Origin of the sequence: Streptococcus zalophi, from assembly GCF_016481285.1 — a bacterium.
GTDB classification, from domain to species: Bacteria; Bacillota; Bacilli; order Lactobacillales; family Streptococcaceae; genus Streptococcus; species Streptococcus zalophi.
Genome location: NZ_JAENBP010000004.1, coordinates 58,012 through 76,267, shown reverse-complemented (window position 1 = coordinate 76,267; position 18,256 = coordinate 58,012). Strand labels below are relative to the sequence as shown.

Sequence of the window (18,256 nt, the reverse complement as noted above, 5' to 3'; positions counted from 1 at the left end):
TTTATTGCTGAACGTTCACCTTTTTCTAGAATAACACGTACACCTGTTTTAGAATCAATTAGTTCAATGCTTCTATCTAGAATATCTTCACCTGGTTGGTCTGGACTTGGAGTATCTTCTCCTGGTTGGTCTGGACTTGGGGTATCGTCGCCTGGTTGTTCTGGAGTTGGGGTCTCATCTCCTGGTTGATCTGGACTTGGAGTATCCTCACCCGGTTGATCTGGACTTGGAGTATCTTCTCCTGGTTGATCTGGACTTGGAGTATCACCACCTGGTTGATCTGGACCTGGTGTGTCCTCACCTGGTTGGTCTGGACTTGGGGTCTCACCACCCGGTTGATCCGGACTTGGAGTTTCCTCGCCTGGTTGATCTGGACTTGGAGTGTCCTCACCCGGTTGATCTGGACTTGGAGTATCTTCTCCTGGTTGATCTGGACTTGGAGTATCACCACCTGGTTGATCTGGATTTGGAGTATCACCACCTGGTTGATCTGGATTTGGAGTATCACCACCTGGTTGATCTGGATTTGGAGTATCACCACCTGGTTGATCTGGATTTGGAGTATCACCACCTGGTTGATCTGGATTTGGTATTTCTTCCTTACCATCTAAGGCAATGGCTGCACGTTCAAGAACTGCTTTTATAACATCCAATTGCGATTGGCTAATTTTCTCTTCTTTCAATAAGGCTGTAGCTGCTTCATAGGCTTGGTCGTAATTGTCTTTCTTCTCTTGACTAGCCTTTTGATAACGGACATCTTTAACTAGTTCTGCTTGCTTAGCGACTTCCTCTTGTAATGGTAACTTGTCTAAAAGAACTAGATTGTTAATCGCTTCGCTTAGTGGTGCCACATAAGCATCTACTGTTTCTTGTTGAGTAACATCAAGTTTGTAATTGATTTCTTTCACTAAGGCTTCAAGAACAGTCACACCATCGTAAGAATAGTCATTGAGATTTTCTGGGATTTTTTTCAATTCTGCTAAAACATTAGAATAATCTGCCGAGAAGTAAGTTGGGTTTTTCGCCACAAATTTATCCATTAATCTAAAGACATTTTGGCTCTTATATTGTGCTCTAGGATTATCTGCCCAAACAGCTACCATACTGCCTATGATTGGAATATCGTATCCTTGTGATTTTGGAACAGCAGTAATATCACTCTTATCCATACCATCTAGTCCTTGGTCAAGGTTATACCAACCAGAACCTTGATAGTCACGGCCTAGAACATAGTACCATGCATCATTGGTGTTTAAAATAGGATGACCTTTTTCAGATAAGAAGTGAGCTGAGGCAACATCATAACCTCCCCAACCACCGGTCCACATAGAGACAATGATATTCTTGTCAAACTCGCCAGATGTAGTATCTTCATTGTAGTAAACACCATCATTAAAGGCCATTGGTTTAAGATTGTTATCTGTCACAATTTTCGCCAAATCGTTGGCATAAGCTACAAACTTGCTGTATTTGCCGGTTCTTTGTAACACTGTCCATCCCTTAGCGTCTGTGGCATCATTGGCATATTCATCAAGACCGATATTGAAGATTTCAACTTTACCATTGAAATAGCTAGCGTATTTACTAATCAAAGCTTTGGTGAAGTCAACAGCTACAGTATTATCTAAATCAACTGTTCTGTCAGATGTTCTGCCACCATATCTAAATTTAGGATTTTGAATGCCAAGTGTTTCCATTCCGGTCAAGATGGCATCCATGTGGCCTGGGCTATTAATCGTAGGAATTAAAGCGATACCTTTATCCTTGGCGTAAGCAATCAACTCATCCATTTCTGTTTGTGTTAAATGATTACCATTTGGATCATTGTAATAAGCATTGGTACCACTAATCATTGCTTCTTTAACGTCTTGACTAGTATAAGTGGTATCCCCAACTTGAATTGTCATATCATCCAACAAGAAGCGAAGACCATCGTTTCCTAACAAGAGGTGTAGGTCTGTGAAGCCTTTCTTGCTGGCATGATCAACAATTTCTTTGATTTGAGCTGGGCTGAAGTATTTACGACCAGCATCAATAGAGATGATTTTCTTAAGCGCTAATTTATCAATTTGATTTGGTGTGTCTTGGTTTTGATCACCCTCTCCTGGAGGTGTCACATTTGGTTGAGTCGTATCGCCTTCACGATATTCAATAAGACGTACTTCAGCCGCTGACATGAATTTATTGTTTCCAGTGTCGTCAAGTGTGCTAAGCGCTACAAGTTTAAAGTATTGTGCCTCTACAGGGTTTTCAAAGCGTGCTTCTTGCCAACCTTGTTTGTAAACAAATGAACCAGTACCTATTTCTTGCCAATCAGTATTATTATTGGATGATAAAATTTTATAATTTTTAACAGTTCCATTGAGCACATCACGTCTAGCCATATAAGCTAAGCCACTGATTTTCTTAGGAGCTCCTGCATCTAAAGTCAACCATAGTTGATCTTTAGACGCTAGTGGTCTCCATGAACTGTGCCAAATGGTGTTAGGATCTCCATCAAGGGCATATTTTGCTTCATTTCTAAAGCCAATTTGCTCAGATCCCACTTCAATTTGGGTATCTTCTTTTGGAAGATATGCATTACCTGTAATCGTATAAACTTTAGTTTGCGTTTTATCTTCAGATTCTGTAAATATTTTAATCACATTATTATTTTCTGGCAAAATAGTGACAGCGACATTTTTTTCTTTATTTGAGGCAACAAGATTTTTAAGACCACCCTCAATAGTCATTTTTTCTGAAATTTGACGGCCACTAAAGATTTTATTACCAACACGTAGTTCTGATAATGAAGCGTCTGAATATTTTTCAAATTCCTCAGTTGCTTTTTTTAGTTCCACTTCAACGATACCAGTTGTTGGTTTACCAGATCCAGGACTCTCATCTCCATTGACAACTGTTATAGAGAACACTACAGCTGGTACTGGTTTTTCAAGCCTATAAGTTACTTTATGAACACTTCCATTTACAACTGGTTCTGATGCAACGGCATTGACAGTTATTGATTCAGAACCTTTACCTAAGGCATAACTAAATGTTGTTGATTTAGGAAGGGTCATCGCATGCTTATCTGTTGCAAAATGGATGACAACTTCAGAAATATTATTTGCAGTATCGTAAACGAAACTTAGAGTTGAATCTTTATCTCCTGTTTTAGCAGACTCATAATTTGACCACAGTGTTTCGTTTGGTCCTCCGTCATTATTAGGGGATTGGATAATCTGTCCGTCATTAATAGCACTAAGAGTATCTGATTTTGCTCCTGTAGTATCTTCTATAACTTCCACTGCTGACGGTGCAACATTTTCACCAATTTTGACATTCTTATTTGCGACACGAATGGAAGCCACTACACTATGTTTTTCGCCTAGAACATCTGCTTCTCCTGTCAATTCAAATAAACCTTCCGTATTCAATTGTTGGTCATCTTCGTTTTGCCATACAACAGGGAATTGCGCAGAAACTAGTGTACCATCAGCTAGATAAGCTTGTACAGTACTTGGAAGATTTAAAGGACCACCAACTTCAATAGCCTGACTAATATTTTTGATGCTAGCAATCTTATCGATAACTGAGACATTGACTTCAACTTTTAAGTCAGTTCCTGAAATTGTTCCGACTGCTGTAAATGCTTCTCCTTTTGCTAAGTGACTATTAATAGTGTTTTCATCAAAGCTTAAAGTTCTTTCCTCAACACGTCCATCTTCAAACTTAATTTGAGTGGTTTTAGGAAGATTTAATGTTGTGTTCTTTCTAATATAAATGGTTTTAGGAATAAGATAACTGTCAATCTTATCAGCATCAATCGTTTTAATACCTTGAACAGCGAAAGTAGAAGTTGCTGGTGTCAAACCATCTGCTGTTGATGTGATGGTAACATTTCCTGAATGACCCTTCATGCGAAGAATAGCAACGACTTTTCCTCCAAATGCTTTACGATTTGAATCGTTGTATTTTTGTAAATCAGTAGCATCACCATTATCAAGAGCAATTAGTTCTGCTTCCCCTGAAACAGCTATTTGAATTGGTTTTTTATGGTTAACAACTAAATTACCATTGGTATCTAATACACTAACTTCTACATAAGCAATGGAATGATCTGTCACCTCAGTATCAGTTGTGATTAATGAATGCTTCAATTGTGTTGCTTTACCAAATGTACTTAAGCTATTGGTACCAAAAGTGTCATTAATTTCTTGACCTGAAGCATCGTAAGCTTTCAACTTAATGGTTCCTTTGGCATAAGGAACTTTCCAAGTCAAGTAAAGGTTTTGATGTCTATCTTCAGGTTCTCCAGAAACATTAGCATCTTTATAAAGTTTATATTTGTGGCCAGCTTCAGTTGTTTTTTCAACCGCTACTTTTTCTCCAATGAGTCTTTCTTGTCCAGTTTCATCAACGAAAAATAGCTTGACACGATCAGCATTAGAGTAGGCAACTACTTCAACGTTATTGTTAGAATCTTTTTCGACAACACTTTCTTCCCATGCAGGTAACAAGTGAAGTGTTGTTTTATCTTTTGCCCATTGACTAGCATAGAAGTAATAGCTATCTTTTGGAATACCTGCCGTGTCGACAATACCAAAGTAAGAACTCTTTGGAGCAGGTAGCGATGTTCCAGATGTCGTAGGATTCCACGGGGTAGGTTCTCCTAGATAGTCAAATCCGGTCCATACAAATTCACCAGCGACAAAATCACGTTTTATAGTGTCAAACCAAGCTTCACTAGCGACATGACCCCAGTGAACAGCACTTTTATCATAAGATGTTCTTTGCTTGTCTTCTATACTATTTTGGAGACCTTCTCTAGCTCCTCGATAACCTAATATCTTATAAAAAGCTCTGCTATTTACCGCTGAGGCCGTTTCTGATCCATAAATAATCCAGTCGGGATGGCTGTTATGACCGTCATCATATTGTTGACCATTAGCATAGTTATAACCAACAATACCTTTGACTTTACCATTAGTAAGGGCATTTGCCATTCCAATCGCTTCGGCCCATTTTGCTTTTAATTTATTGTCACCAAGTGTTGGAGGACGTGTTGGATCTTCTTCATAAATCCAGTCCATTAATTGCGCTATAATTTGAGGGTAAGTTGAATTATTACCACCATGTCCTTCCATGACTTCATTACCGGTTGACCACATAATGACGGATGGATCATTTTTAGCTGCTCGAACCATTTGTTTGATGTGATATTCTGACCATTTTTGGTTAGGTGAAGCATTCAATAATCCTGTGACAGAGTCACCAATTTGTTTGTCAAAGAAACGAGAGTAATCATTGTAATTACTATTTTTTGCGTATAACCACGTATCAAAAGCCTCATCTATAATAAGCATCCCTTTACGGTTAGCAACATCTCTTAAAGCTTTAGCAGATGGATTATGAGTAACACGAATAGCATTGACACCCATTCCTTTTAAAATATCCACTTGACGTTCTATAGAGTCATAGTATGCTGCAGACCCTAAAGCACCTTGGTCATGATGCATAGAAACGCCTTGAAGTTTCACGTTTTTACCATTGAGGTAAAACCCTTTATCTTTATCGAACTTAATAAATCTAAAGCCAATTTCTTGTTCATTGGTTTGGATTTTTTTACCATCTTTGAAAATTTCTGTTCTCACAATATAAAGATTTGGATTTTCAACCGACCAGAGTTTTGGAGAGGTCACTGTTAATTGACTAGCAACTTTAGTTTGACTGCCTTTTCCAATATTATGTTCTTCAGTCATCATCGATTCTGCTACTTTTTGACCAAGACTACCGTCTTTTTCGCGTTCAAAAATACTTGTTTTGACTGTGACTTTAGCATCTATTTCATCACTATTAATGATTTCAGCTACAACATCAACTCTGCTACCAGTTGTTTGATTATGTGTTGTCTCAATGTCAGGGGTTTGAATAGTAACCCCAAATTCTGCTAGATGAACGCTTGGAGCAAGATTTAATTTTACTGAACGGTAAATCCCACTACCAGAATACCAGCGTGAACTTGGGGTATTATTGACCACTTTAACTGCCAAGAGATTTTCTTCATTAGGCTTAATGTATTTGGTCAAATCAAAACTAAAAGCATTGTAACCGTAAGGATGAACCCCTAGTGATGTCCCATTGATAAAGACTTCTGTCTCCATATATGAACCATCAAATTGAATGCTTACAGAACCTTTTGCGACTTCTTCAGAGACAGTAAAGTTTTTTCTATACCAGCCTGTACCACCTAGTTTAAAACCACTTTCACCTTCTCCAGATGACGTATAATCTTGATTAATACTAAAATCATGAGGTAAGTTTAATGTTTTCCAACTAGAGTCATCAAAGTTCTTCTCAGCTGCTCCAGTATTATCCCCCATGCTAAATTTCCAGTCATTATCAAAATTAATTGACTGATCTGTTTTTTCGTAATAATTAAGCTTTTGCCAGTCGGCAGGAGTGCCTGTTGATGACTGATTATCATCGTTAGATACCTCATCGTTAACTATTGAATCATCTGCTTGTTTTTCTTCTCCTACACTCAATTCATTTGATTGATCATCAGAAGTTGTTGTTTTTTCTTCTTTTGAATCAGTTATTGGTTGATCAGTTGTTTCAGCAGCATCAACTGCATCGTCCGTTTGATTATCACTAATCAACTCTACATCTTGTGGTTCAGATTCTGTAATGACATTCTCTTTGAGTTCTGTATGTATTTGGCTGTCATCTGCCACATCAGCAGAGGCTATTATAGGATTTGTTCCAAATAAAAAAACTCCTACTACTACAGAGCCTACTCCTAAAGTTGTCTTGCGAATAGAATGTCGAAAAATCTTATTCCAATTCGATTTGCGATTATCTTTCATAAAACTCTCCTTTTTTTATTTCAAAATTTTTATTTTGAAAGCGCTTTATAAACATATTTTATCATTTTTAAAAATTAATTCAACAGATTAACGACAATTATTGAACATAATTACAACAATTCAAATTTTACTAGATGAACAATGATAATAATTTCTTATTAATAAAATATCTATATACTCTCATTTAATTGTTAATTAAGAAGAAATAAACTTCATTTATATATCCAAAATATATATTTCAAAAAAAATAGACAAAATACTTTACAAATGATGAAATTCTAGATATAATTATTTCATATTCTAAATAATTTTTAAGGAGAAATTTTATGTCTAAAAAAATTCTTTTCATCGTAGGATCATTACGTAAAGAATCATTTAACCACCAACTTGCTAAAGAGGCTGAAGCTCTACTTTCTGGGAAAGCTGAAGTGTCTTACCTAGACTTCTCTGAAGTACCTGTCTTTAACCAAGACCTTGAATCACCAGTACTTCCAGCAGTTGCAAAAGTACGTGAAGAAATCCAAGCTGCTGACGCTATCTGGATTTTCTCACCAATTTACAACTTTGCTGTTCCAGGCGCAGTTAAAAACCTTTTAGACTGGGTATCACGTGCGCTAGATCTTTCAGATCCAACTGGACCATCTGCAATCAACCAAAAAGTTGTGACTGTTTCTTCAGTTGGTAATGGGGGACATGAGCCATTGTTTGCTGAATACAGCAAAATGCTTTCATTCATCCGTACAACTGTTGTTGGTGACTTTACAGCATCTAAAGTTAATCCTGAAGCTTGGCAAACAGGTAAACTTGAAGTTGCTGAAGACGTAAAAGAAAATCTTAAAAAACAAGCTGACGTTCTTCTTGAAGCAATCAACTAGAACGAAAAAGAACACCGCTTCGGCGGTGTTTTTTTGTTGATTTTTTTAACAAAAAAACAGACCTACATTTGTAGGTCTGTTTGGATACTTAAAGACTTATTGATTATTCATCTTCGTCATCGTCATCACTAAATAGAACGTCATTAACATGTTGAATATTGGTTGTACCAAATTCTACAATATCAACATCTTGGTCAAGTAAAACACCATTCAAGAAACCGATAACCATTGGCATATTCATACCTACATAGAAATCAAATTTCTTACCTTCAAGCATCATTCTTGAAACGACGTTTGCTGGTGTTCCACCAAGGAGGTCTGCAAAAACAACAACATTTTCAAGACCTTCAACGACTGCTTCTAATTTTTGACGAAAATCATCTGGGCCTTCTTCTGGTAAAAGACTAACCGCATGAATGTTTTCTTGAGGGCCCATAATCATCTCTGTACTTTTTTTCAATTCTTCACAGAATAAACCGTGACTAACTAAAACTAAGTGTTTACTCATTCGATTTGCCTCCTAATTAGACTGTAAAGATGTCAAATCCTGCATATTTCGCAATTAATTTTGAACCGATAGCAATAGCGATAACAATAAAGATTGCTTTTGTTGAAGTCATACCTTTACGGCCAAGTAACCAATAGATAAATCCTGCAAACATTGCTGGTACAAGTCTTGGGAAGATTTTATCAACCGTAGCTTGTAAATCAAATGTAACACCACCAAAGTCTTGAGTGAATCCAAATCTGAAGTTAATCATTGTTGCGATAAGCGCACCAACCATGAATGTTCCTAAAACTGTAGCAGCATCAGTAAGTGCTGACAATCGATGTTGCATTGTTGTAACAAGGTTAACCCCTTCTTTATAGGCGAACTCTAATTGTTTCCAACGGAAAACGTTGATAGCCATAGCTACCGCAACCCATAGGAAGATCCCAACTGGATTACCATCAATAGCAAGACCAGCAGCCAAACCACCCATGATAGCTGGTACAGTCGCACCAAATAAGGCATCACCAATAGCTGCAAATGGTCCCATTAAACCAGTTTTAATACCTGTAACAGTATCTTTTGAAGCTGTTCCTTCATTTTCTTCCAAGGCAAGGTCAATACCAGTAACAATTGTATGGAAGAAGTTAGAAGTGTTGAAGAATTGCGTATGAGTACGCATCATTTCAAGCAATTCAGGAGAATTATCTCCGTACATTTTACGAAGTTGTGGCAAGATCATGTAAAGGTAACCTGATGCTTGCATACGCTCATAGTTCCATCCTAATTGGAAAGTAAATAAACTACGACGATTAATTTGATTAAAATCAGCTTTTGTTAATTTATAATTAGATTTCGTCATCTTCAATTTCCCCACTTTCTGATTGAGTAGAAGCTGCTGCTACTGGAGCGTTAACGGCATTTTTGTAGCTAATTCCTGCTAATGCAAATCCGATAACAGCAATACCGATCATTGGAAGACCGTTAAATTGTGCGCCACCTAATGCTTCAGCAATTTCTGATACGACACCGACACCACCTGCAAGTGTTCCGATGTATCCATAAAGAGTTGTAAGCATAGCAGTAATAGCAAATCCTAAACCAAGGTAAGTAAGGTTTTTCTTAACTGGAAGGTAACGAAGTAAGATAGCAAAACCGACACCAGGAAGCATTCTACCAGCAAGAATAAGACCATCAGCCATCCATTGAGCATTGTTTTGAATCCAATCGGCAGCAGATTGTACCGCATTTCCACCGAAAGAAAGGGCTAAGAAGACTGGAAGTGCACGTGATAGTGCCCAAGGAATTGCACCTAGTAAGTAGTTGATTTCGATTCCTTTATAATTAAAGTTTTCAACGTGTTTGTCAATACGGTGTGCGAAGTAAGTAGTTGAGAAACGACCTAAAACGTCTGTGTAAACCAGTAATGCTGCCACTGGTACCGCAATCGCTGAAATTGCAAGTTCTTGATCAATTCCTGTACCAACTGAGAATGCTGTTGCTAGAACCGCACCTGATGTTGCGTCGATACGAGAAGCACCACCAAAGGTACCTACACCAAGAACAACGAGTTGTAAGCTACCGCCGATGAAAAGACCTGTAGTTACATCCCCCATAACAAGACCTGTGATAAAACCTGCAAAAACAGGTGAACCAGCAGATGAAACAATTGTTAACTCATCACAGATTTGATATGCTGAGTAAAGAGTTAAAAGTAAAATTTGCCACCATTGAATCATGGTTGTTTCCTCCTTTTTTGGATAAAAAATTATAACTTATTAAGTAAAGGCATAAAGTCGTTAGCTGGGTCACTTGGAACCATTTGAGCAGTCAAGTGAACACCTTTAGCATCAAGTGCTTTGAATGCTTCAATATCGCTATCTACGACATTAATGCTACGTGTAACAGAACGTGTTTCTTCTGTTTGAGACATGTTTCCTACATTTAATTCAGTCAATGGTACTCCGTACTCAACTAAACGTAAGAAACGATCTGGTCTTCTAGCAACAATAAGTAGACGTTGTGCATCATACTTACCAGCCATAATATTGTTAGCTGCTTTTTCAACAGGTAAAATACTTAATTTTACTCCTGGTGGCACAGCTAATTTAAGACCAGCTTTTTCAATAGCATTTTCAGCAACTTCATCATCGATTACCATGATTCTGGTAATTCCTAGAGAAGTAGACCAAAGATTAGCTACTTGACCATGGATAAGACGGCCATCAATTCTTGAACCAATAATTGCCATGATTTTCCTCACTTTTCTTTTTTTTATAATATTACAGGTTGTTCTGAAAAAGTTATACTTTCCATGAATTGTCCCTCGGTTTCAAAGACGACAATCTCATTATCTCCCTGCTTTAAGTATCCATGTGGTAAATAAAGAGAAAGTATAGGTCCCTTATTCCAGAAACGACCGATATTAACATTGTTTACAAAGACAACACCTTTCCCAAATCCAGACATGTCAAGATAAGTATCTTTAACATCATCCAAGGTGATATGGTATTTATAGAAACTTGGAGTTCCTTCTTGCCACTCTTGATTAAAATCAACTTTAGAGAGATTATCAAGTGGTAATGGATAAATTTTCCAGTTACCAATGTAGTGCAAGTCAGCTATGACACCTCTACCCAGACCTTTTTTCTGTGTCGGTGCTGTTAATTTGTGTCCATAATTAACACGCCCCATATTTTCTACCAATATCTTAAGATGAGTTTCGTTACTTTCTGGAGTGAATAAAATATCCTCACCAATCTCTTCTTGATATTGTGTTGTCACTAACTTATCATCAGCATAAAGTTTTATTCTATCTCTAGCATCAATAACACGAAGTTTTTCTTCCTCTTCTTTATCCTTTTCAATAACAGTGTGATAAAGAGTATAACCGGTATTTTGACCAATTTCTTCCATATTTAATGGATAGAAAGAAGAGACGTAATCGCTTTCATTTTCGATTAATGAAAATAGACTTACTTTATCCTTCAACTCTGCTTTATCATAAGCTTTTGCCTCTTTAATGAGGGGTTCGCTATATGATAACTCTGGAAATCTTTTCTTCATGAGATTTTGAAGAGCGTAAAATTTCTTACTAGGATTTCCCGCTTCATCTAAAATAGCATCGTAATCATAAGATGTTACTTGTGGTAAGTCTTTTTGACCTCTTGCTGAACATCCGTTCATGAAGCCAAAGTTAGTTCCTCCGTGAAACATATATAGATTGACACTACCAATTTCTAGAGCATCCATGACAGATTGGGCTAATTCATTTGGGTCACGTCTAATGACGTCTTCACCCCAACGATTAAACCATCCATCCCAAAATTCCATACACATGAGTGGCCATTTTTTACCATACTCATCAAAGAAATCTTGCATCATTTTAAAGTTTTCTTGTGCTTTAGAACCGAAGTTACCTGTCGGCAGAATATCATCTTCTATCAGGCTTCCTGCTCTTAAAGTAGCTCGCCATGGACCATCTGATGTGAAAAATGGTGCATCAATACCTCTTTTTTCCATCATCTTTTTGATTGCTCTAAGATACTCTTTTTCTTCCCCATATGAGCCGTATTCATTTTCGATTTGGAACATCAGAATATTTCCACCTCGATTTAATTGACGCTTAGCTAATTTAGGGATGAGAAACTCATAGTAATCATCAACATGTTGCAAGTAAGTAGGATCCGAAGTACGAACACGCATGTTTTCTTTAAGAAGCCATGCAGGTAGACCACCAAATTCCCACTCTGCACAAATAAATGGTGAAGGGCGAACAATAGCATAGAGACCAAGTTCTTGTGATAAGTCTAAGAATCTTTCAACATCAAGAATGCCCTCAGATGTAAACTGTCCTTTTTGAGGTTCATGCATATTCCAAGGAATATAAGTTTCAACAGTATTAAATCCTAAAGCTTTTAGATTATATAGAGATTGATACCAATCATCTGGGTGCACTCGGAAATAGTGAATACTTCCAGACATAATTTTAACGGGCTCATCATCTATATAAAATTGATCAGAAATCTTAAACTGAGGCAAACGCTTCACCTCCTATTTCTTTTTATTTTTTACATTATTATATTAACATATCTGAGTGGTTATATCAAGTTATTTTTAAAAAAAATATTTTTATCTTACTTTTTTTAAAAATATTTAGTATAATAAATATTGTAACAGATATTGTTAAAAAATTATCAAATTAATAAAGTTTATTTTTTTACGTTAGGAAGTGATGTTAAATGAAAATACCCAAATACCAAATGATTCAAGATGAACTTCGCCAACAGATTATCAATGGTAAATTTGAAAATGGCGATAGATTCTACACAGAATTAGAATTAAGAGAAATTTATAAGGTTAGTTCTATTACTGTCATAAGAGCAATGAATGAGTTAGTAAAAGATGGTTATCTTGTGCGCCAACAAGGAAAAGGGACTTTTGTCTCTCGTTCAAGAAAGGGAAAATTGGTTGGCTTTTCAGATATTGAACTGTTTCCATTAAAAAATGATTCTGTCACTGTTCTTTCTATTGAAAAGGGAAATGACCCTGATTATATTAAAAAATTAGAATTAGGTAAAAATGATTACTACTATAAGATTGTAAGGCTAAGAAAAGATGACAAACAGCCTTACATATACCAACAGTCTTATATTCCAGCACGCTATATTTTAAACCCTAATAAACCCCTATCCCATTATAATTCTATTTATAAACGCTTCAGAGAAGATTTCAATATCCATATGTCTGAGGAACCTTTTGTTGAAACTAACGAGGTAAGTTTACCTACACCTAAACATATTGCTAGTGCTTTAAAACTAAAACCTAGTGAGCCAAGTATTAAACAAATCAAGTTAACTAATCGTAGTAACAGTGCAGAAATTTTAGAGTATATTGAAAGCTATAAACATTGGAAATACTTTAAATTTGAAATTACTGCTAACGAGCAATAAAAAAACTGGTTTAACCAGTTTTTTTATTTTTTATTTGTATTCGTGAATGATAACACCTTTAACGACACGGTTCACGGTTCCTGTTTTAGAAGGTGTATCAGGTGTGTTTTTCACTTTTACCGCAGTCATAAGTGAAATCATTTGAGCAACAAATACGTCTGCTAAACTAAGGTAAGCATCTGGAAGAATCACATCAGATTTTAACTCGAACGTATCACCTGAGAAAGTTAAATCTCCTTTTTGTCCTACAGCAAGTGTTTTAAGAGCAATTTGATCGTCATAAACTTCCTCAATTAAATCAATATCATATTGTCTTGTGTAAGGATTGTTGTGGATAAAGTCAATAAGAAGCGTTTTCTCATTAACAAATGATTTTGGACCATGTCTAAAGCCCATTGAAGAATCAAACATAGTAGCAATTTTACCAGCTGTTAATTCAAGAATTTTGAGTTGTGCTTCTCTTGTTAAACCAGATAAAGAACCAGACCCTAGATAAACGATACGGTCAAAGTCTAAATCAACAATAGCTTTGATGATATCTTCTCTATCAAGAACATCGTGAGTAATCTCTGCTAAATAATTAACAAAAGTTTCTTTTTCTGCTAGTGAATGTTTAGTGTCAAAGGTTAATAAAGTTGTTAATAACATAGATGAGAAACTACCAGTCATTGCAAAACCAGCATCATTAGATAATTCTGGCATCAATAATAGCAGATTTTTATCATCGCCTTCAGCATTTTTAGCTAATTGACCTTCTTTTGCACAAGTAATTGTTAAATGGAAAACAGATGGTACGAGTTGATTAGCTAATTGAACTGCTGCAACACTTTCTGGGCTATTACCACTACGTGCAAATGACACTAATAAAAGGGTTTCATCTTCAAATAAGTGCTCATAAGGAACAGATACCAAATCTGTTGTTCCGACACTTTCAAAAATAAAGCGACTACGATCACCGTGATGTTTTAAGAAAGGTAGAGCTGTATCACCAACATATTGAGAGGTTCCAGCACCTGTAAAGATTACCTTAACACGCTTATTTGGACTAGCTGCTTTCACCTTATCTAAGAAAGTAGTAATTTTTTCTTGACGTTCTTTAAATAAACCAAATGCCTCTTGCCAAAGTTCAGGTTGTTGCTTGATTTCCTTAGTTGTAATCTTAGCACCTATTTTTTCTAGTTGGTCTTCATCATATTGAAACATTATTTTCTCCTTTTTCTTTTTATTTCTGATAGTTATCAGTTAGGTTTATGATGTGTAATTTTGTACCTAAATTGATCAGCACGCGCAATACTAAACGTAAATTCAATGATATGATTCTTAGTATTATAAGTCTTACGAATAATGTGTAAAACAGGACTACCCGTTTTAATTTTTAAAAATTTAGACTCTCGATCAAGTGCAATACTTGCAAAGAATTCTTCTTCTGCCGTTCTAATGGTCTGACTATAATCATCAGAAAAAATCTCATAGAGAGGTTTTTCATAGAGACGTTCACACCGTAGACCTTTAAAAATATCTTTTGGGATATAAGAACGTTCAATCATCATCGGCACATCATCAGCAATCCGTAACCGCTCAATTTCATAGACCATATCATTTTGGGAGAGATTTAACTGGTTAGCAACGTATTCTGAAGCCCTAATCTCACTAAAGGAAAGAATCTTTGTTTTTGGATTTTTTCCTAAATTTCTCATATGGTCGGTAAAACTATAAGTTGCTGATAAGTCAACCGTGCTATCACTAGTTTCAGCGACAAAGGTTCCTTTACCATGCTTTTTATAGATTAAGCCTCTGGTTTCTAATTCCTGTAAAGCCAATCTCACAGTCATTCGACTGACACCATATTGATTGGTTAACTCACGTTCAGACAATAATTTATCATTGGGAGAAAACAATTCTTTTATCTTTTGCGCTAGTGTATCAGCTAGTTGTAAATACAATGGTTTATCACTCATCGTCTTCTCTCCTTTCATCGTCTGGTTATAACCACATATCCAGTATAATATATTAATATAGAGGAGTCAAGGAGAAAATGAGATTTCTAAAAAAATTTTTAATCTTTTAAACTCTTATTTCATCAATAAGATAGCGTTTTCAGTCACTGTAACAATCTCTCTTGTTTTCTACAATATCACAAAGTATTTCTAATTGTTTTTCAGAGGTACGCTTAATTGATAAAACTGGCAAATTAGTAATATCAAAGTAAGACATCTTAGAAACTTCATGATTTGGGATAAAATGCCCATCTTCTAGGTGGCATAAATAAACAAGTTTAAGATATTGTTTGGCTTGTAGTTGGTGTTTATTAGCATCAAAAACTGCTAACAAGCGCTCAACCCTTTCTTTATAGCCTGTTTCTTCTAACACTTCTTTGAGGATGTTTTCTTTTAGGATTAAACCAATTTCTAAAAAGCCTCCCGGTAGAGACCACTCACCACTAACAACATCCCTTGCAAGGAGAATCTTTTGTCCATCAGTAATAAAAACTCTTGTATCAATCAAAGGTGTCGCATAAGAATTATTAACATGCAATAAGGTCGTTAATTCGTTTTTCTTTAAAGAGGCATCTCTTTTAATAAAATAGTTGCTTCTTTTCTGATATCCTGAAAACGTTCCTTATCAAAATACTTTGACTATAATATAGAGCTGTTTCTGATATCGCTAATAGTTACTGCAATGCTTCGGCAATTTTTTCTTGTGAGATTAGTTTCACTCTTTCTCAAATAGTGTCAGTGCCAACTTTATCGCTAGTTGACCAATCTTATCCTTTCTTTCTAAATCAGTATGATTGCTGAGACTTCTTTCATCCCAAACTTCAGTATCTAGATTATCAGCCGAATAAAAGAGTTGTACATGGTTAATCCCTCTAAATTGGCTCATGGCAGCAATCGCTGAACATTCCATATCGACACAAATAGCTCCTTCTGTCTTTCTTTGTTTCATTTTAGTAGCTGTTTCTCGGTAAATACCATCTGTTGTCCAAACTTTTCCTAGTTGATAGGAGATTTTTTCCTTATCCAAAAAAGTTGTCATTTCCGAGAGAAATGCTTGGTTGACAGCTACTTCACGGCTGGCTTTTAGGTAGTGATAACTAGTGCCTTCATCTCTAATGGCAGATCTTGGTATGATAATAGAAGTTTCTTCTATAGTAGCGTCTAATACGCCACATGTGCCAAACACCAACAAATTCTTCATTCCCATAGCAATCAAATCTTCTAACACAGCAACACAACCCGCAGCACCCACATAGGAATTGAAAAAGCCAATACGAGTGCCTTTCATTGTTAAGACATAGATTGGTATTTCCATATTAGCCATTGTTGTTGTCGTTAGGACTTGGTTAGAAAACTGCTGCAACAGTCTCTTAAAGGTCTCACGCGCAAAACAGGTGATGACTGTTTGAGGGAAATCCTCAATGGGTTCAATAACGTCTTCTGGATTAATAATCGCTTTTTTTGTAGTATCAAATTCTGTTAAAATCATTGACAAATCTCCCATACTTATTTGTTATATCATATCAAAAAGAAAATAAAAAAAGAAGTCGCTTTTAACAAGTAACTTCTTTTTTAACTATTTTTTTGTTTCAATTCTGGGTGTTGATAAATCAGTTTCTTTTTTAAGGAACGTGATAGATAAAGTTCTTTATTAGTTGTTAAGATGAGTACTTCCATTTCCTCTAAAGCATCTACTATCGCCAAGATTTCTTTGGGTGTCTTACCATATAAACGGCTGGTCCAAATTTCTCCATCTAAAGAGCTTTTTGAAACAATCGTCAAACTAACAACATCTGTTTTTAGAGGATGGCCTGTTTGGCGGTCAATCAGATGATGATACCTTTTGCCATCAATCATTGATTGTCTTTCATAGGTCCCAGAAGTGACAACTGACTGGTTTTTTAAGCGTAAAACAACACTATCTACTCCTTTTTTATGGTAAGGATTTCTGATACCAACGCACCAATAACCATCAGCACTATTTGGATTGTCACCATATAAAAGAACATTTCCTCCAAGGTTGATGACTGCTGAAGTGACCTCGTTTTTTTGATAAAAAGCCTTTAGCTTATCAGCACTATAGCCTTTAGCAAGGGCACCGAAATCTAGAACCATTCCTTTTTGGGCTAGAAAAACGGTTTTTTTAGTCTCATCTAATCTAATCTGGTAAGGATTAGTCAGAGTCAAAGCTTTTTTAATAGCATCTGGTGAAGGTTTCTTGGCATCATGAAAACCAATACGCCATAAACGGATAACTCCGCCTAAAGCTATGTTTAATCCACTATCTTTTGCTAAACTATGGGTTTTACCAATTCTTATCAATTCAAACAAGTCGGGATGAACTTGTTGTGGCTGGTGTCCAGCATTAGTATTGATGGCTGTTAGTTCAGAAGTTGAGCTGTGGGCATTAAAACGCTGTTCATACTCTTTTAAAAGTTTTTCTGATTGCTTCATCACATCATATGGATTGGTGGCAGTAATCGACAAATCAATCACCGTTCCCATCAGTTTAAATCGTTTAGATAGCTGTTTTGTCATGTTAGTCCTTAATCTTTTTAGAAGCAGTTCTACGCTGATGGAAGGTGTTACTTCCTTAGTTACTATATGCATTCACTAATTAATAACATTTTACTTAGCTAGTAGCTTTCCTAAAATAAGATAGGCTATACTCCACAAAATAATGCCTACGATTAGAAATATTCCAAACACCTTCAAGTAGTCAAAACTATTTTTCAACTCAAACCAGCCACTGATAAGTAAACAAGGGAAAACGGTTACTAACATGACCACAAAATGGACAAGTGATTGCTTAAGTAGTGACCAGTTTTCGATATCGTAGATAACAGAAGCACCTACTACTGTAGTAACAATAATGCCAACTAAAAATGTACTTTTAACTTGAAAAGAATCAATGCCTTGATATTTCATTATGATTGATATTGTTGTCATGATGATGAAAGGAATTATTCCTCTGATGATTGCATTTGTTATTAACATTTTTCTCCTCCAATGCCATCTTTTGACGACTTTTCTATGATTCTTTACGATTTTCTATCTTTATGATAATACTTGACAGTTATCCTTAATGTTATGA

The 18,256-nt window shown here is 36.0% G+C and carries 13 protein-coding genes and 2 pseudogenes; 2 read left to right on the top strand and 13 right to left on the bottom strand.

Annotated elements, in window-relative coordinates; genetic code table 11:
- Nucleotides 1-767: 767 nt before the first annotated feature.
- Both JHK64_RS07580 and JHK64_RS07490 read right to left on the bottom strand, forming a co-directional pair.
- Nucleotides 768-2,732, bottom strand: a pseudogene (locus JHK64_RS07580) (family 20 glycosylhydrolase); the annotation flags it as partial.
- Nucleotides 2,733-3,389: 657 nt separating this feature from the next.
- Nucleotides 3,390-6,848: pseudogene (locus tag JHK64_RS07490) on the bottom strand (glycoside hydrolase family 2 TIM barrel-domain containing protein); the annotation flags it as partial.
- A 326-nt stretch (nucleotides 6,849-7,174) separates the two neighbouring features.
- On the opposite strand from JHK64_RS07490, the gene JHK64_RS04245 reads away from it, so the two are divergent.
- Entirely contained in the window at nucleotides 7,175-7,723 is a 549-nt protein-coding gene (locus tag JHK64_RS04245) for an NADPH-dependent FMN reductase (RefSeq protein ID WP_199567760.1), read from the top strand.
- 103 nt (nucleotides 7,724-7,826) lie between these two features.
- Here JHK64_RS04245 and JHK64_RS04240 read toward each other — a convergent pair whose 3' ends face one another.
- The 5 genes from JHK64_RS04240 to JHK64_RS04220 are packed head-to-tail and all read right to left on the bottom strand — an operon-like array spanning nucleotide 7,827 to nucleotide 12,254.
- Nucleotides 7,827-8,231: a PTS sugar transporter subunit IIA gene (locus JHK64_RS04240; protein WP_199567759.1), complete on the bottom strand. Its 405-nt coding sequence runs from the start codon at nucleotides 8,229-8,231 to the stop codon at nucleotides 7,827-7,829.
- A 16-nt stretch (nucleotides 8,232-8,247) separates the two neighbouring features.
- On the bottom strand, nucleotides 8,248-9,075 hold the full coding sequence (locus tag JHK64_RS04235) for a PTS system mannose/fructose/sorbose family transporter subunit IID (RefSeq protein WP_199567758.1): 828 nt from the start codon (nucleotides 9,073-9,075) through the stop codon (nucleotides 8,248-8,250).
- Entirely contained in the window at nucleotides 9,062-9,952 is an 891-nt protein-coding gene (locus JHK64_RS04230; protein ID WP_199567757.1) for a PTS mannose/fructose/sorbose/N-acetylgalactosamine transporter subunit IIC, read from the bottom strand. The genes JHK64_RS04235 and JHK64_RS04230 overlap by 14 nt, the downstream gene beginning before the upstream one ends.
- Nucleotides 9,953-9,981: 29 nt before the next feature.
- Entirely contained in the window at nucleotides 9,982-10,464 is a 483-nt protein-coding gene (locus tag JHK64_RS04225; protein ID WP_199567756.1) for a PTS sugar transporter subunit IIB, read from the bottom strand.
- Nucleotides 10,465-10,487: 23 nt separating this feature from the next.
- A complete protein-coding gene (locus JHK64_RS04220; RefSeq protein ID WP_199567755.1) occupies nucleotides 10,488-12,254 on the bottom strand; it encodes a glycoside hydrolase family 35 protein in 1,767 nt (588 codons plus the stop codon).
- Between the two features lie 200 nt (nucleotides 12,255-12,454).
- Here JHK64_RS04220 and JHK64_RS04215 point away from each other — a divergent pair, with 200 nt between their 5' ends.
- Nucleotides 12,455-13,165, top strand: coding sequence for a GntR family transcriptional regulator (locus tag JHK64_RS04215; protein ID WP_199567754.1), 711 nt, complete (start codon nucleotides 12,455-12,457; stop codon nucleotides 13,163-13,165).
- Nucleotides 13,166-13,195: 30 nt separating this feature from the next.
- On the opposite strand, the gene JHK64_RS04210 is transcribed toward JHK64_RS04215, so the two are convergent.
- The 6 genes from JHK64_RS04210 to JHK64_RS04185 form a co-directional block, all read right to left on the bottom strand.
- Nucleotides 13,196-14,368 carry an SIS domain-containing protein gene (locus JHK64_RS04210; protein ID WP_199567753.1) on the bottom strand — a complete coding sequence of 391 codons (1,173 nt, stop codon included), beginning with the start codon at nucleotides 14,366-14,368 and terminating at the stop codon, nucleotides 13,196-13,198.
- A 35-nt stretch (nucleotides 14,369-14,403) separates the two neighbouring features.
- Complete coding sequence (locus JHK64_RS04205) at nucleotides 14,404-15,123, bottom strand: GntR family transcriptional regulator (protein WP_199567752.1); 720 nt, start codon at nucleotides 15,121-15,123, stop codon at nucleotides 14,404-14,406.
- 139 nt (nucleotides 15,124-15,262) lie between these two features.
- The gene (locus JHK64_RS04200) at nucleotides 15,263-15,670 is read right to left on the bottom strand and encodes an NUDIX domain-containing protein (RefSeq protein ID WP_246450895.1); all 408 of its coding nucleotides are present in this window, start codon (nucleotides 15,668-15,670) and stop codon (nucleotides 15,263-15,265) included.
- A gap of 207 nt (nucleotides 15,671-15,877) precedes the next feature.
- Nucleotides 15,878-16,651, bottom strand: a complete 774-nt coding sequence (locus JHK64_RS04195; RefSeq protein WP_199567751.1) for a nucleoside phosphorylase — start codon at nucleotides 16,649-16,651, stop codon at nucleotides 15,878-15,880.
- A gap of 83 nt (nucleotides 16,652-16,734) precedes the next feature.
- Nucleotides 16,735-17,700, bottom strand: coding sequence for an FAD:protein FMN transferase (locus JHK64_RS04190; RefSeq protein WP_199567750.1), 966 nt, complete (start codon nucleotides 17,698-17,700; stop codon nucleotides 16,735-16,737).
- Nucleotides 17,701-17,790: 90 nt separating this feature from the next.
- Nucleotides 17,791-18,159 carry a DUF3021 family protein gene (locus JHK64_RS04185; RefSeq protein WP_199567749.1) on the bottom strand — a complete coding sequence of 123 codons (369 nt, stop codon included), beginning with the start codon at nucleotides 18,157-18,159 and terminating at the stop codon, nucleotides 17,791-17,793.
- Nucleotides 18,160-18,256 lie beyond the last annotated feature (97 nt).